This is a genomic window from Burkholderia sp. Bp8992, assembly GCF_003853705.1.
Classification (GTDB): domain Bacteria; phylum Pseudomonadota; class Gammaproteobacteria; order Burkholderiales; family Burkholderiaceae; genus Burkholderia.
Genome location: NZ_QTQI01000002.1, coordinates 257,864 through 272,537 on the forward strand (window position 1 = coordinate 257,864; position 14,674 = coordinate 272,537).

At 67.6% G+C, this 14,674-nt stretch carries 14 protein-coding genes; 5 read left to right on the forward strand and 9 right to left on the reverse strand.

All coding sequences use genetic code 11. The annotated features are described in order from the left end of the window. Nucleotides 1-8 precede the first annotated feature (8 nt). The 5 genes from DIE03_RS04010 to DIE03_RS04030 form a co-directional block, all read right to left on the reverse strand. Nucleotides 9-749: a class I SAM-dependent methyltransferase gene (locus tag DIE03_RS04010; RefSeq protein ID WP_124447703.1), complete on the reverse strand. Its 741-nt coding sequence runs from the start codon at nucleotides 747-749 to the stop codon at nucleotides 9-11. 77 nt (nucleotides 750-826) lie between these two features. Then, nucleotides 827-2,137 (reverse strand): FAD-binding oxidoreductase, encoded by a 1,311-nt coding sequence (locus DIE03_RS04015; RefSeq protein WP_124447705.1) that lies wholly within the window; start codon nucleotides 2,135-2,137, stop codon nucleotides 827-829. After that, the gene (locus DIE03_RS04020) at nucleotides 2,134-2,889 is read right to left on the reverse strand and encodes an amino acid ABC transporter ATP-binding protein (protein WP_124447707.1); all 756 of its coding nucleotides are present in this window, start codon (nucleotides 2,887-2,889) and stop codon (nucleotides 2,134-2,136) included. Before DIE03_RS04020 ends, DIE03_RS04015 begins: the two co-directional genes overlap by 4 nt. Then, the gene (locus tag DIE03_RS04025; protein ID WP_124447708.1) at nucleotides 2,886-3,542 is read right to left on the reverse strand and encodes an amino acid ABC transporter permease; all 657 of its coding nucleotides are present in this window, start codon (nucleotides 3,540-3,542) and stop codon (nucleotides 2,886-2,888) included. Before DIE03_RS04025 ends, DIE03_RS04020 begins: the two co-directional genes overlap by 4 nt. Before the next feature lie 88 nt (nucleotides 3,543-3,630). Beyond that, a complete protein-coding gene (locus tag DIE03_RS04030; protein ID WP_124447713.1) occupies nucleotides 3,631-4,407 on the reverse strand; it encodes an ABC transporter substrate-binding protein in 777 nt (258 codons plus the stop codon). 160 nt (nucleotides 4,408-4,567) lie between these two features. On the opposite strand from DIE03_RS04030, the gene DIE03_RS04035 reads away from it, so the two are divergent. After that, the gene (locus tag DIE03_RS04035) at nucleotides 4,568-5,359 is read left to right on the forward strand and encodes an IclR family transcriptional regulator (RefSeq protein WP_124447715.1); all 792 of its coding nucleotides are present in this window, start codon (nucleotides 4,568-4,570) and stop codon (nucleotides 5,357-5,359) included. A 54-nt stretch (nucleotides 5,360-5,413) separates the two neighbouring features. Here the strand turns inward: DIE03_RS04035 and DIE03_RS04040 are convergent, their stop codons facing one another. Continuing rightward, complete coding sequence (locus tag DIE03_RS04040) at nucleotides 5,414-5,866, reverse strand: type VI secretion system amidase immunity protein Tai4 (protein WP_124447717.1); 453 nt, start codon at nucleotides 5,864-5,866, stop codon at nucleotides 5,414-5,416. Nucleotides 5,867-6,161: 295 nt separating this feature from the next. Between DIE03_RS04040 and DIE03_RS04050 the strand changes: the two genes are divergently transcribed. From DIE03_RS04050 to DIE03_RS04065, 4 genes are all read left to right on the forward strand, one after another. Beyond that, nucleotides 6,162-6,872, forward strand: coding sequence for a GntR family transcriptional regulator (locus tag DIE03_RS04050; RefSeq protein ID WP_124447721.1), 711 nt, complete (start codon nucleotides 6,162-6,164; stop codon nucleotides 6,870-6,872). 68 nt (nucleotides 6,873-6,940) lie between these two features. Continuing rightward, entirely contained in the window at nucleotides 6,941-7,747 is an 807-nt protein-coding gene (locus DIE03_RS04055; protein WP_124447723.1) for an SDR family oxidoreductase, read from the forward strand. 35 nt (nucleotides 7,748-7,782) lie between these two features. Then, a complete protein-coding gene (locus tag DIE03_RS04060) occupies nucleotides 7,783-8,715 on the forward strand; it encodes a 3-keto-5-aminohexanoate cleavage protein (protein ID WP_006482842.1) in 933 nt (310 codons plus the stop codon). A 223-nt stretch (nucleotides 8,716-8,938) separates the two neighbouring features. Next, nucleotides 8,939-10,267, forward strand: a complete 1,329-nt coding sequence (locus DIE03_RS04065; RefSeq protein ID WP_124447725.1) for an MFS transporter — start codon at nucleotides 8,939-8,941, stop codon at nucleotides 10,265-10,267. 62 nt (nucleotides 10,268-10,329) lie between these two features. On the opposite strand, the gene DIE03_RS04070 is transcribed toward DIE03_RS04065, so the two are convergent. The 3 genes from DIE03_RS04070 to codA all read right to left on the reverse strand — a co-directional run bounded on the left by DIE03_RS04070 (nucleotide 10,330) and on the right by codA (nucleotide 14,605). Then, nucleotides 10,330-11,652, reverse strand: coding sequence for a TIGR00366 family protein (locus DIE03_RS04070; protein ID WP_124448132.1), 1,323 nt, complete (start codon nucleotides 11,650-11,652; stop codon nucleotides 10,330-10,332). A gap of 211 nt (nucleotides 11,653-11,863) precedes the next feature. Beyond that, nucleotides 11,864-13,198: a chloride channel protein gene (locus tag DIE03_RS04075; RefSeq protein WP_124447727.1), complete on the reverse strand. Its 1,335-nt coding sequence runs from the start codon at nucleotides 13,196-13,198 to the stop codon at nucleotides 11,864-11,866. Nucleotides 13,199-13,363: 165 nt separating this feature from the next. Beyond that, nucleotides 13,364-14,605 (reverse strand): cytosine deaminase, encoded by a 1,242-nt coding sequence (gene codA / locus DIE03_RS04080; RefSeq protein WP_124447729.1) that lies wholly within the window; start codon nucleotides 14,603-14,605, stop codon nucleotides 13,364-13,366. Nucleotides 14,606-14,674 lie beyond the last annotated feature (69 nt).

The following is a 14,674-nucleotide window of genomic DNA, read 5'->3' on the forward strand; positions in this document are numbered from 1 at the left end:
GCACCGCATCAGCGGCGCGCGCGGATGCACAGGAAGGCCGGCGCCAGCGACAGCTCCGCGTGGAGCCGTTCCGACGCGGCCTTCATCTCCGGCAGCGGCTTCGGTTCGACGAACCGGTCGAGCCGCCAGCCGCCGTCGGCGACCGCATTCAGGATATCGGCGAGCGGCCGCCGCCAGGCCTCGACATAGGGCCGCGGCTCGCCGAATCCCGACCAGTGGAAACCGAAGCGCGACGTGTCGAAGTACGTACCATCCCCGCGCGTGCGCTCGTCCATCCAGTCGCGCATCGGATGCGCCATCGAGAACACGAGCGTCGCACCGGGGCGCGCGACGCGCCGGAATTCGCGCAGCGTCGGCGCGAGATCGCGCACGTAGTCGAGCGCGAGCGAACACAGCACCTTGTCGACGGATGCGTCGGCCAGCCACGCGAGCGGCGCCTCCAGATCGCCTTCCACGACATCGACCGCGAGGCCGTCGCAGCGCGTTCGCGCGAGCGCGATCATCTCCGGCGTGACGTCGAAGGCCTGCACGGTCGCGCCGCGGCGTGCGAGGTGTTCGCTGCAGATGCCGGGCCCGCAGCCGGCATCGAGCACCGTCAGGCCGTCGACGTCGCCGAGCAGCGCCATCGTCGCCGGCCGTTCATACAGCGCGTTGTGCGCCTTCGTCGGCGCGAGATCCGCATAGCGTTGCGCGAAGCTCGCGTAAGCGCGGCGGCCCAGCGGGTCGTTCAGGTCGTTAGGTTCGGTCATGTGGTATCCGTCGGTCGAAACACGGCAGCCGATTCTGCCCGATCGGATGACGGATGGCGACTGCCGTCGCGCCTGCATCAGGACAGGCTGTCGAGCAACCGATACCACGCGACCCCGGCCGCGATGTAGAAGCGCTGCAGCCCGTGCAACGGAATGGGTCGGATCGGCGAAACCCGGAACGGCAGCGGCAGTTGCACGTCGCCCGACAGATGCGCGGCCAGATGCTTGCCGAGCGTCGTCGCCATCGCGATGCCGCGGCCGTTGTAGCCGAGCGCGATCGTCACGCCCGGCGCGGGCTCGTGCACGTGCGGCAGGAAATCCGCGGTGATCGCGACGCGCCCCGCCCAGCGGTATTCGAACCGGACGCCCTTCAGTTGCGGATACAGCAGCGTCGTCGCGCGCTCGAGATGACGCCAGTCGCTCGGCGCGCGCGGGTCGGCGAACGGGCCGCGCCCACCCATCAGCAGGCGCCCGGCCGCGTCGCGGCGGAAGTACAGCAGCAGACGCCGCGCATCCGATGCGACCTCGCCGCCGGCGAGGATGTCGCGACCGAGCTCCGGCGCGAGCGGTTGCGTCGCGACGATGAAACTGTTCGCGGCGATCACCGACTGGCGCAAGCCGGGCCACAGCCCATCCGTGTAGCCGTTGGTCGCGATCACGACGCGCTCGGCCGACAGCGTTGCGCCGCCTGACGTCACGATCCGCCAGCGGCCGTCGGCGCGCGTCAGGCCGACGGCGCGCGTCGACCCGTGCACGACGGCCCCGCTCGCCTGCGCGGCGCGCACGAGGCCACGCGTATAGCTGAGCGGCTGCACGCTGCCCGCGCGGCGATCGATCCAGCCGCCCGCATACGCCGGCGTGCCGAGCCGCCGCGCGACGTCGTCGCGGCTCAGCACGTCGACCGGCGCGCCGCGCGCGGCCCATTGCTGCGCGCGACGGGCGACCGTGTCGAGCATCGCGGCGGTCGGCGCCGGCTGGATCCAGCCGTGGCGACGCGCATCGCAGTCGATTCCATGCCGCGCGATCAGGTCGAACACCGTGTCGGCCGCGCCGCCGACGATGCCGGCAAGCTGCTCGCCGGCCTCGTCGCCGAACCGACGGACCAGTTCGTCGGGGTCGTATTTCAGCCCGGGAATCACTTGCCCGCCGTTGCGGCCCGATGCGCCCCAGCCCGGTTGCGCGCCGTCGATCACGCGGACGTTCACGCCGCGTTCGGCCAGATGAAGTGCGGTCGACAGGCCCGTGAAGCCCGCGCCGACGATCGCCACGTCGCACGACACGGACGCGTCGAGCGCGGGCGTATCGGGCGCCGGCGCGGCGGTCGCCGCCCACAGCGAATCGGGCCACTGCGCGTCGGGCCGTCCGGGTGCCGCGTTCGTTGCGCTCATGTTCGATCCGGGTGGTCGGCGCCGTCCGACGCCAGCAGGCGGCGCAGGAATTCCTGCGTGCGGGGATGGGTCGGCTGCGTGAGCACGTCGCGCGCCGGTCCGCTTTCGCAGATGGTGCCGTCGTGCAGGAAGCACACGCGATCGGCCACTTCGCGGGCAAATCCCATTTCGTGCGTGACGACCACCATGGTCATCCCGTCGCGCGCGAGCCCCCGCATCACGCCGAGCACTTCGCCGACGAGTTCGGGGTCGAGCGCCGACGTCGGCTCGTCGAACAGGATCGCCTGCGGCTCCATTGCAAGCGCGCGTGCGATCGCGACGCGCTGCTGCTGCCCGCCCGACAGTTCCGACGGATACGCATTCATCCGGTGCGACAGCCCGACCTTGTCGAGCAGCGCGCGGGCCTGCTCGCGCGCCTGCGCGACCGGCATGCGCCGCACGTGCACGGGCCCTTCCATCACGTTCTCGAGTGCCGTGCGGTGCGCGAACAGGTTGAAGCGCTGGAACACCATGCCGACCCGCATCCGCAGTTCGTGGATCCGCTTCGAATGCGCGTCGACCTTCACGCCGTCGATCGTGATCGCCCCTTCGTCGTAGGTCTCGAAGCCGTTGATACAGCGCAACACGGTCGACTTGCCGGAACCGGACGGCCCGATCAGGCATACGACTTCACCCGCCTGCACGTCGAGGCTCACGCCCTTCAGCACCGCGTGCTGCTGAAACCGTTTATGGATGGAATCGATCCGGATCATGCGCCTCTCCTCAGTGCGAGCCGCTTGCCGAGCCGGTTCACGCCGAACATCAGCGGCAGGCCGAGCGCGAGATACAGCAGCGCGACGAGCGTGTAGACGCTCATGTTCTGGAACGTCGACGATGCGATCAGCTGGCCGGCGCGCGTGATCTCGGCGACCGTGATCGTCGACGCGACCGACGAATCCTTCAGCAGCATCACCAGCGTGTTGCCGTACGGCGGCAGCGCGATGCGGAACGCCTGCGGCAGCACCACGCGCCGCATGATCATGGGGCCGCGCATGCCGATCGCGTGCGCGGCTTCAATCTGACCGTGGTCGATCGCCTCGATGCCCGCGCGGAAATTCTCGGCCTGATACGCCGAATACGCGATGCCGAGGCCGAGCACGCCAGCCTGGAACGCCGACAGTTGCACGCCGAGATCAGGCAGCACGAAGTATATGTAGAACAGCTGCACGATGATCGGCAGCCCGCGGATCACGTTGACGATCGTGCTGCCGGCCGTCGAGACGGCACGATTGCGCGACACCTTCATCAACGCGAGGATCAGCCCGAGCACCGAGCTGAGCACGAACGCGCATGCGGTGATCTCGATCGTGACCACCGCGCCCTTCAGCAGGATCGGCAGGAAATCGATCGCGTTCTGAAAAAACATGAGGTCTCCTGTGCGAAGGCCGAACGGCCCGCCGCTGGGGATGCCCGCGACGCGCGGGCGATGCCGGTCGGGAAGCGAATGCCGACGCTCAGCTCATGTGCCACTTCTGCAGGATCTGCTGCAGCGTGCCGTCGGTCTTCATCTTGCGGATCGCGCCGTTGAGCTGTTCGAGTGTCGCGGTGTCACCCTTGCGCACGATGAAGCACACCTGCCCCTTCACGACGCTCTGGTATTCCGGCACGAGCCGCACCTGGCGATTGACGCCGTGCTCGATCTGATACGCGACGATCGGCTGGTCGGCGAAGCCGGCCTTGATGCGCCCGAGCGCGACGTCGCGCATGATGTCGGCGATCGAGTCGTAGGTCCGGACTTCCTTGAAGATGCCCTTCTTGTTGAGCGCGTCGACGAACGCGGTGCCGACCTGCGCGCCGACCACCTGGTCCTTGAAATCGTCCATCGACGTATAGCGGCCCGGGTCGTCCGCCTTCACGATCAGGCCTTCGCCGAACGAATAGACCGTGTCGGAGAAATCGACGACCTGCTGGCGCGCCGGCGTCTTCAGCATCGCGGCCGAGATGATGTCGATCTTCTGCGTGGTGAGCGACGGGATCAGCGCCGAGAACACGGTCTGCTGCACGTCGACGCGAAACCCGGCGGACTTCCCTGCCGCGGTAATCGCATCGACCATCATCCCCTGGATCGAATTGCTCTTGACGTCGAGAAACGTAAACGGCACGCCGGTGGCCGTCGCACCGACCTTGAGCGTCGGCTCGGCCGCGACGGCGCCAGCCGATGCCGTGGAGAGTGCGATACAGGTGGCGAAACCGGCGGCCAGTGCGCCGAACCGCTTGATGAACGGAACCATGGTGACTCCCTCTCGAATAATCCGGTGCGCCGGCCGGTCGCTGATCGACACTGCGACGATGGCTTGATCTTAAAACGAATCAAAAACATCGCAAATAGATTTTTGCGTATCGATATTCGATACGCTATGATGTAACATCGAATCGATTCCGCCCTTCGCCATGGAAACGTCGCCCGACCAAGCAAACGACCTCCTGTTCAACCAGTCGCTGGAGAAAGGGCTGAACGTGTTGCGCGCGTTCAGCGCGAAGCGACGCACGATGACGCTGGCTGAAGTGGCCGACGCCGCCGGCATGACGAAAAGCTCGGCGCAGCGGATGGTCTACACGCTCGAGAAGCTCGGCTACATTCGCAAGCATCCGGTCACGCGGCGCTACCAGCTCACGCCGCACGTGATGCGAATCGGCTTCAACTATCTCGCGGCCGATACGCTGATCGACGTCGCGAATCCGTTCCTGTCCGAGCTGACGAACCTGACCGGCGAAACCACCAACCTCACCGAGCCGGACGAGGACGAGATGGTGTACGTCGCGCGTTTCGTGTCGACGAAGTTCGTGCCGATCCACATGCCGATCGGCAGCCGCATCCCGATGTACTGCACCGGCAGCGGCCGCGCGTTCCTGAGCGCGTTGCCGCCCGGCGACGCACGCGCGCGGCTCGACGGCATGGCGCGCACGCCATATACGCCGCGCACGGTCACGGCGCTCGACGATCTCGTCGCGCTGCTCGAAGGCGCGCGGCGCGAAGGCTACGCGACCAACCAGGAAGAATTGTTCATCGGCGACATGTCGATCGCGGCGCCCGTGCTCGGCAGCCAGGGGCAGCCAGTCGCGGCCGTGCACGTGGTCGCGCCGACGAGCCGCTGGACGTTCGACGACGCGCGCCGCAAGCTCGCGCCGGCGGTGATCGACTGCGCACGCGGGATCAGCAATTCGATACGGACGCTTGAGTAGCGACGGTGAAATGGCATGCGGCGCGCCGTTGCGTGGCGCAACGGCGTTCGACCGCTACTGCGGCTTCGGCGGATGCTCGGCCCGGTAGGTACGGTTCGGGCGCGATACGAGTTGCTTCGTTGCAGCGTCGAGTTCCTTCCCGTGATACAGATCGATGCACTTCAGGAAGTCGAACTTCACGTCCCTGACCTCCGGTTCGACAACCGGATTCCGATAGTCTCGAGCCAGATACTTCGCGACCAGCGCATGAATGACGTCCGGCGCGCGTTCCATGTCGTAGTCGGTCCAGTCGCGCAACGCGCTGGTGCTGCTGCCGATGTCCTTGCTCGCGCCGGGCGCCTGCTTGTATGCGGTAGCCAGGCACTCCGCGAGCACCATGTCCTTGAAGTTCTGGAGATAAGTTCGTGAGCCTGCCTCAGGTGCCGCTTGTGCGGCTTCCTTCGCCACGACCATCGCCGGTTGAAATGCGATGCACGCCAACGCGGCTGCGATCCGGACTCCCCTCATGACAGGCTCCAAAAATTTGCGCGATCGGAACGATACCGCGCGGCCGGTTCGTTGAAGTAACAATGGTCGCGCCCCGGATGCTCGCCTCCATCGCCTTCCCCCAGCCGGGCCTCTAGGATCGAATCAAACCCCGACGCGGAAAAATATTGCCGACTGTCGCCGCCAGCCTCTTCGCCCACCCCACCCCGCGTTTTCCCCGATGCCGTTCGACTTGACTCGCCCCCTCCGATCGTCAACACTTCGCACATCGCAAGTGTGATCACAGATCGCAGATCAAACCTCGGAGAACCCCGTCTTGGCGCCTCGTATCGTCCCGCCCGCACTGAAAGCCATCGAACAGGAAACGATGGCCGACAAGGTCTACCAGCAACTGCGCGAAGCGCTGATGAGCGGCCGTTTCGCGCCTGGCCAGGCGCTGAGCCTGCGCAGCGTCGCCGAGGCGGTCGGCTCGTCGACGATGCCCGTGCGTGCTGCGCTCACGCGGCTGCGTGCCGAACGCGCGCTGGTCGACGGCCCGAATCGCGCGCTCGTCGTGCCGCCGATGACGCTCGACATGCTCGACGAACTGCGCGACGTGCGGATCGCGCTCGAAGGCTGCATCGCCGAGCGCGCGTGCGGGCGGATGACCGACGCGCAGATCGCGGCCGTACGCAAGACCTGCGAGACGATGCAGGCACACGTCGAGGCCGGCCGCTCGCGCGCCTACCTGCAAAGCAATTTCGCGTTCCACAGCGCGATCTACGCGCATGGCGCGAGCGAAAACACGCTCGCGATCGTCGAGAACCTGTGGATGCGCGTCGGCCCGTTCCTGAACATGGTCGCGCTCGACATCCCGCACATGCGGCGCTCGATGGACGCGCACCGCGCCATCGTCGATGCGCTCGAACGGCGCGACGGCGCGGGCGTGCGGGCCGGCATCGCGCTCGACATCGGCGGCGCCGCACACGATCTCGCCGAGACGCTGCGGGCCGAACAGACCCCGCGGACCGTGAACGCGAAGCCGTAGCGGCCGCTTGCGACGGCCGCCCGACACACGAGCGACCGCAACGACATCAACGATGGAGACAACCCGGCATGACAGCTTCCGATCTGCTGAAACCCTATGACGGCCTGCGCGTCCTCGTGACGGGCGGCGCGTCGGGCATCGGTCTTGAAATCGCGGACGCGTTCGCCGAGTGCGGCGCGCACGTGCATGTATGCGACGCGTCGCAAGCGGCGATTGCGGCGCTCGCCGACCGGCCGCCGCGTGCCGCGGCCGGCGCGATCAGCGCGACGCTGGCCGATGTATCCGACCCGGCCGCCGTCGAGCGCGTGTTCGCCGACGTGTCGACCCGGCTCGGCGGCCTCGACGTGCTGGTCAACAATGCGGGTATCGCCGGCCCGACCGGCGGCATCGACGAAATCGACCCCGTGCAGTGGGAACAAACTGTCGCGATCAACCTGAACGCGCAATTCCAGTTCGCGCGCCGCGCCGTGCCGCTGCTGCGCGAATCGAAACACGGCGGCGCGATCATTGCGCTGTCGTCGGTCGCCGGCCGGCTCGGCTATGCGTTCCGCACGCCGTATGCGGCCACCAAGTGGGCGGTGGTCGGCCTCGTGAAGAGTCTCGCGATCGAGCTCGGGCCGCTCGGCATCCGCGTGAACGCGATCCAGCCCGGCATCGTGCGCGGCCCACGGATGCGCCGCGTGATCGAGGCTCGCGCGCAGCAGCTCGGCATCGGCTACGACGACATGGAGCAGCGCTATCTCGAGAAGATCTCGCTGCGGCGCATGACCGATCCGGCCGAGATCGCCGCGACGGCGCTGTTCCTGTGCTCGCCGGGCGGGCACGGGATCACGGGGCAGGCGATCTCCGTCTGCGGCAACGTCGAAGTGCTCTGACGCACCCAGAATCGTTCATCGAAAGGAATCCATCCGTGGCAAACGCTCGCAAAGTCATCATCACCTGTGCGCCGACCGGCGCGATCCATACGCCGTCGATGTCGCCGTACCTGCCCGTGACACCACACGAAATCGAAACCGCCGCGGTCGCGGCCGCGCAGGCCGGCGCGGCGATCCTGCACCTCCACGCACGCAATCCGTCCGACGGCAAGCCGACCCAGGATCCGGCCGTGTTCGCCGAATTCCTGCCGCGCATCAAGGCGCAGACCGACGCGGTGATCAACCTCACGTCGGGCGGCAGTCCGCACATGACGGTCGACGAACGGCTGCAGCCGGCGCTGCATTTCCAGCCCGAGGTTGCCTCGTTGAACATGGGCTCGATGAACTTCGGGCTGTACCCGATGCTCGAGCGCTTCCGCGAGCTGAAGCATCCGTGGGAGCGCGAACATCTCGAGAAAAGCCGCGATCTCGTGTTCAAGAACACGTTCGCGGACATCGAGACGATCCTCACGCGCTGCGGCGCGAACGGCACGCGGTTCGAATTCGAGTGCTACGACATCTCGCACCTGTACAACCTCGCGCACTTCGTCGATCGCGGGCTCGCGAAACCGCCGTTCTTCGTGCAAAGCGTGTTCGGCCTGCTCGGCGGAATCGGCGCGCATCCGGAGGACCTGATGCACATGCGCCGCACGGCCGACCGCCTGTTCGGCAGCGATTACGTGTGGTCGATCCTCGGCGCGGGCCGCAACCAGATTCCGCTCGCGACGATCGGCGCCGCGCAAGGCGCGAACGTGCGCGTCGGGCTCGAGGATTCGCTGTGGATCGCGCCCGGCAAGCTCGCGGAATCGAGCGCCGCGCAAGTCCTGAAAATGCGTCAGGTGCTCGAAGGCCTGTCGCTCGAGATCGCGACGCCGGCCGAGGCGCGCGCGATGCTCGCGCTCAAGGGCGGCGACGCGGTGAATTTCTGATCGCCGGGTCGCCACCCGAACACCCGCATCCGCAAGCGCAGTGACAAGGCGCCGGCCCGAGCCGGCCGGCGCCAGGACGCCCTTGATCGCCCCGCTCCGTTCGAGCGCCGCCGGCGCGGCTCCGTCGACTGCCCATCCGCTGCCTGCATCGCAGCGGCATTTGCCGAACGCGGCGCGCCGTGCTTGCCGTGCGCGCCGGTTCGCTTTTACCGGAGTCGTCCGTATGTCCACTCATCACGCTCAGGCCCTGTCGTCCGCCGCGACCGACGCGAACGCGTCGCTGAACCGGCTGCTGTTCCGAAAACTCATGCCGCTGCTGATCGCCGCGTATGTGATCAGCTTTCTCGACCGCACCAACATCGCGTTCGCCAAACATTCGATGGGCGTCGATCTCGGCATTTCGTCGGCCGCGTACGGGCTCGGCGCGGGGCTGTTCTTTCTCACCTACGCGCTCTTCGAGATTCCGAGCAACCTGATCATGCATCGCGTCGGCGCACGCTTCTGGATCACGCGGATCATGATCACGTGGGGCGTGCTGTCGGTCGCGATGGCATTCGTCCGCGGCGAGACGTCGTTCTACGTGATGCGCTTGCTGCTCGGCGTCGCCGAAGCCGGCCTGTTTCCCGGCGTGATGCTGTATCTGACGTACTGGTTCGGCCGCGAGGAGCGTGCACGTGCGACGGGCTATTTCCTGCTCGGCGTGTGCATTGCGAATATCGTCGGCGGGCCGCTGGCCGGTGCGCTGATCGAACTCGACGGCACGCTCGGCTTCCATGGCTGGCAATGGCTGTTCGTCGTCGAAGGCATTCCGGCGATCCTGCTCGCGTTCGTCGTGTGGACACGCTTGCCGGACCGGCCGAGCGCCGCGCCGTGGCTCGCCCCGGAAACCGGCCGCGCGCTCGAGCGCAAGCTGGCCGCCGAACAGGACGCGGGCGTGGCCGCGCACGGCGGCCACGCGTTCGGCGCCGCGCTGCGCGACCCGCAGATCTGGCTCGCGATCTTCGTGTACTTCTGCCACCAGTTGACCATCTACACGGTGATCTTCTTCCTGCCGGGGATCATTGGCGCGTCGGGGCGTCTGTCGCCGGTCGCGGTCGGGTTGCTGACGTCGCTGCCCTGGCTCGCCGCCGCGCTCGGAGCCGGGACGCTGCCGCGCTTCGCACGCGAGTCGCGTCATTCGCGGCGGATGCTGTGCGCGGGGCTCGTCGTGATGGCGGCCGGAATGATCGGCGCCGCGCACGCGTCGCCGTTGGCCGGGCTGCTCTGCGTATGCGTGGCCGCGTCGATGTTCTTCGTCGTGCAGTCGATCGTGTTCACGTTTCCGGCGTCGCGGCTCGCCGGCAGCGCGCTGGCCGGCGGGCTCGGGCTCGTGAATACCTGCGGGTTGCTCGGCGGCTTCGTCGGGCCGACCGTCGTCGGCGCGATCGAACAGGCGACCGGCAACGCGAAGAACGGGTTGACGCTGCTGGCGGTCGCGCTCGTTATCGCGGCGTTCGCGAGCCTCGCGTTGCGTCACGGGCACGAGCGCGCCGACGTGCGGTCGCGCGGCTGAAAGGCAGGCTGGAATCAAGCTGGGGGGCGGGCGCCGCCCCGCCCGCCTCTCGCCTGACGACGTCAGAACAGATACATCCCCGCGACGAACACCACGCCCGAGAACAGCAGCGTCGTCACGCAATACCCCATGATGTCGCGCACGCCGAGCCCCGCGATTGCCAGCGCGGGCAGCGCCCAGAACGGCTGCGCCATGTTGGTCCATGCCTCGCCGTACGCGATCGCCATCGCGGCCTTGCCGAGATCGGCGCCAAGTGCCTGCGCGGCCGGCATCACGAACGGGCCCTGCACGACCCAGTGGCCGCCGCCCGACGGCACCGCGAAATTGATCACGGCCGAGCTCAGGAACGCGAGCAGCGGGAACGTGTGCACGTTCGCGATATCGACGAACCACTTCGTGATCACGCCCGCGAGCCCCGAGTGATCCATCAGCGCCTGGATGCCCGCGTAGAACGGGAACTGGATCATGATCCCCGACGCGCCACGCGCCGCGCCGGCCACGGCGCGCGCATAGGCCATCGGCGTCCGGTGCAGCAGGATGCCGGCCGCGAGGAACGCGAGGTTCACCGTGTCGATGTCGAGCGCGAAACCCTTCTGCACGAAGCGCAGCACGAGGAACGCCGCACACAGCGCCGCGACGAAGACCGACAGCACGCGGCTTTCCTCCAGGCGTTCCGCGAACGTCGCATCGGGCCCGAGCGCGCGCTCGACGCTCGGCGGCTCGGCGAGCAGCGCCGGATCGACGCTGACGACGTCGCCCGGCTTCGGCATCATCATCCGCGCGAGAAACGGCAGCATCACGATCAGCCCGATCGTGATGAACGCGTTGTAGCCGGTGAAGATCGTATCCGACACCGGAATCAGCCCGATGGTCTTCTCCATCGGATTGCCCTTCGTGGCCGCAACGAGCGGGACTGATCCCGACAGCCCGCCGTGCCAGCTCAGGAAGCCCATGTAGGCCGACGCGACGAGCAACCGGTAGTCGCTGCCGGCCACGCGGCGCGCCACTTCGCGTGCGAGCATCGCGCCGAGCACGAGGCCGAAGCCCCAGTTGATCGCACAGGCCAGCGCCCCAACGAACGCCACGAGCATCACGCCCTGCCCGGGCGTGCGCGCGGTGCTCGCGAGCGCGACGAGCATGCGCCGCACGGGTGGCGAGCTCGCGAGCGCGTGGCCGGTGACGAGAATCATCACCATCTGCATCGAGAACGCGAGCAGGTTCCAGAAGCCCGAACCCCACATCGTCGTGAGCTGCACGGGCGTGTTCGGCGTGAGGCCGAACGCAAGTGCAAACGTGACGATCGTCAGCAGGATCGCGAAAATCAACGGGTCGGGCAACACGCGGTGAACCACCTGCGTGAAGAAGCGGGAAATGCGCTGGATCAACTTGAGCTCCTCGTTTCCTGATAGGGACATCCGCGCGTATCGTTGTTGGTGGAGGCGCGGAAACGCGCGGATTCTTGCACAGAACCGGCGGAGGCGCTTTGGAGCGCACGGTCACGATCGCGTCGTGTCAGGTGTCACAACAGGGAAACGAGAAAAACAGAGACAGGCGGCACGATCTGCGCCGCCTTGGAGAGTCATGGCCGACCGCGCATCAACGCACCGCCGTCACCGGCGCGCTCGCGTTCGCAACCGCCCTCGCCCGTTGCTCGACCACCCGCTGCACGAACCGACACGCGACGAGCGAACCGGCCACGGCCAGCAGCATCGGCACGAGGCTGTCGTGATTCGCGCGCGTGAATTCGAGCAGCAGCACGACGGCCGTGATCGGCATCTGCATCGACGCGGCCAGGAACGCGGTCGCGCCGATCAGCGCGCATCCGCCGAGCGATGCGCCCGGCCACACGAGGCTCCACAGCCCGCCGAGCACGACACCGAGCAGCGCGCCGTTCGCGAGGCCCGGCGTCAGCAGCCCGCCTTCCGCGCCGGCCCGCAGGCTGCCGGCCTCGATCAGCACCTTCAGCACGAGCAGCGCAGCGGCAACACCGATCGTCAGCGTCCCGTCGAAACCGAGCGATGCCGGCCCCTTGCCGTTGCCGAGCAGTTGCGGAAAACGCATCGCGAGCACACCGATCACCGCGAAATTGACCAGCGCGAACACGGGCAGCCGCCAATCTTTCGGCGCGTCCGCTCGCGCACGCGTCGTGAGCCGCACGAAGCCGTACGCGGCGAAACCGAACAGCGGCCCGCAGACGATCGACCAGGCGACGAGCGGCGTGCTCAGCACGAATGCCGGCACCGTGTACTGGTGCTCGTTGCCGAGGCCGATCCACGCGACGACGGCCGCGATGGCCGATGTCACGACCGCCACGACCAGCGCACGCAGTTCGAACGTGCCGAGCAGCACTTCGAGCACGAAGACCGCACCGCCGAGCGGCACGTTGTAGACGGCCGCCAGGCCCGCGCCGGCGCCGCACGCGACCATCAGCCGGCAGTCGTCGGGCGTGAGCGCCGCCGCGTGCGCAAGCCGCCCCGCCAGCAGCGAACCGATCTCGCGCGGCGCGACTTCGCGGCCGAGCGGCGAGCCGAGCGCAACGGTGACGATCTGCAGCAGCGCGTGAACCGTCGTGCTGACGAACGGCATCCGCGGATCGGCCGCACGCACGGCGCGGCGGATGCTGACAAGCGGCCGGCCATACCGGTAAAGCGCCCACCAGCCGCCGCCGGCGACGATCCCGCAGCCGACCAGCACCGCGAGCCGGCGCAGCGGGTCGGCCGCGGTCACGCCAGTGAGGAAGCTCTCGGACCCGATCACGTGCGCGATGCTGTAGCCGTACGCGACGTGCTGGATCGCATGCAGCAGCAACGCGAGCAGCATGCCGCCGAGGCCCGCGCCGATGCCGGTCAGGACCGTGACGACGGCCAGACGCGCGAACGGGCTGGCGGGCGGCGGAGAGTATGCGGGAGCGGACGGGAGATCGAGGCGCATGGGGTCGGCGAACGAAGATCGAAAGGACGGTGCACAAGTTGCACGTCGTCGTCAGGACCGAATCGTAGGCCCGCGCCCATCATGAGACAAACGTATTTTTCGAATCGACTGATGTATTTTGCGAATACTTGACGGCCAGCGGGCCACGATGGCCCGCCTTCCGCATCAATCCGGATACGCGATGCGCTCCGGCTCGCGCCGCATGATGACCTTCCCGTGGCGCATCGACAGCGTGGCTTTCGCCTGCCGCCGCACGGCTTCGTAGTCGCTGTCCGCGTCGAGCACGACGAGATTCGCCGGACGCCCGACCGCGATGCCGTAGCCGTCGCCGAGATGCATCGCCGTCGCGCTGTGGTCGGTCACGAAGTCGAGACAGCGCTGCAAGTCCTCGTAACCCATCATGTGGCAGATATGGAGGCCCGCATCGAGCACGCGCAGGATGTTGCCGTTGCCGAGCGGGTACCACGGATCCTTGATCGAATCCTGCCCGAAGCACACGTTGAGCCCGGCGCGGTCGAGTTCCGCGACGCGCGTGACGCCGCGCCGCTTCGGAAACGTGTCGAAGCGCCCTTGCAGGTGGATGCTTTCGGTCGGGCACGAGATGAAGTTCAGGCCCGCGCGCTTCAGCAGCCGGAACAGCTTCGAGCAGTACGCGTTGTCGTACGAGCCCATCGCGGTCGTGTGGCTCGCCGTGACGCGCGCGCCCATCCCGCGCACGCGCGCCGCTTCGGCGAGCACTTCCAGAAAACGCGAATGCGGATCGTCGGTCTCGTCGCAATGCACGTCGACGAGGCAGCCGGTGCGTTCCGCGAGATCCATCAGGAAGCCGATCGAGCTGACGCCCTGCTCGCGCGTGTTCTCGAAATGCGGAATCCCGCCGACGACATCCGCGCCGAGGTCGATCGCCTGCTCCATCAGCGCGCGGCCGCCCTCGAACGATTCGATGCCTTCCTGCGGAAACGCGACGATCTGCAGGTCGATCAGCCCGCGCGCCTCGTCCTTCACTTCCAGCATCGCCTTCAGCGCGGCGAGCGTCGGATCGGTCACGTCGACGTGCGTGCGCACGTGCTGGATCCCGTGGTCGCGCAGCATGCCGATCGCCGCATGCGCGCGTGCTTTCGTGTCTTCGTGCGTGATCGTCGCCTTGCGTTCGGACCAGCGCTCGATGCCTTCGAACAGCGTGCCGCTCATGTTCCATGCCGGCTCGCCTGCCGTCAGCACGGCATCGAGGTGGATATGCGGCTCGACGAGCGGCGGAATCGCGAGACGGCCGCCGCCATCGATATGGTCTGGGTTCGTCAACGCGATCGGTGCAGTTTGCGCATCGATCCGCGCGATCGTGCCGCCGTCGATGCCGATCGTGAACAGGCCGTCGCGGCCGCGCAGGCGTACGTTGAAGAGATTCATGTGGGTCCGGTCGTCAGGCGGCCGCGGCGGGCCGCATGTTAAGGAAAAGGAATGCGGGCGACGCGCGCA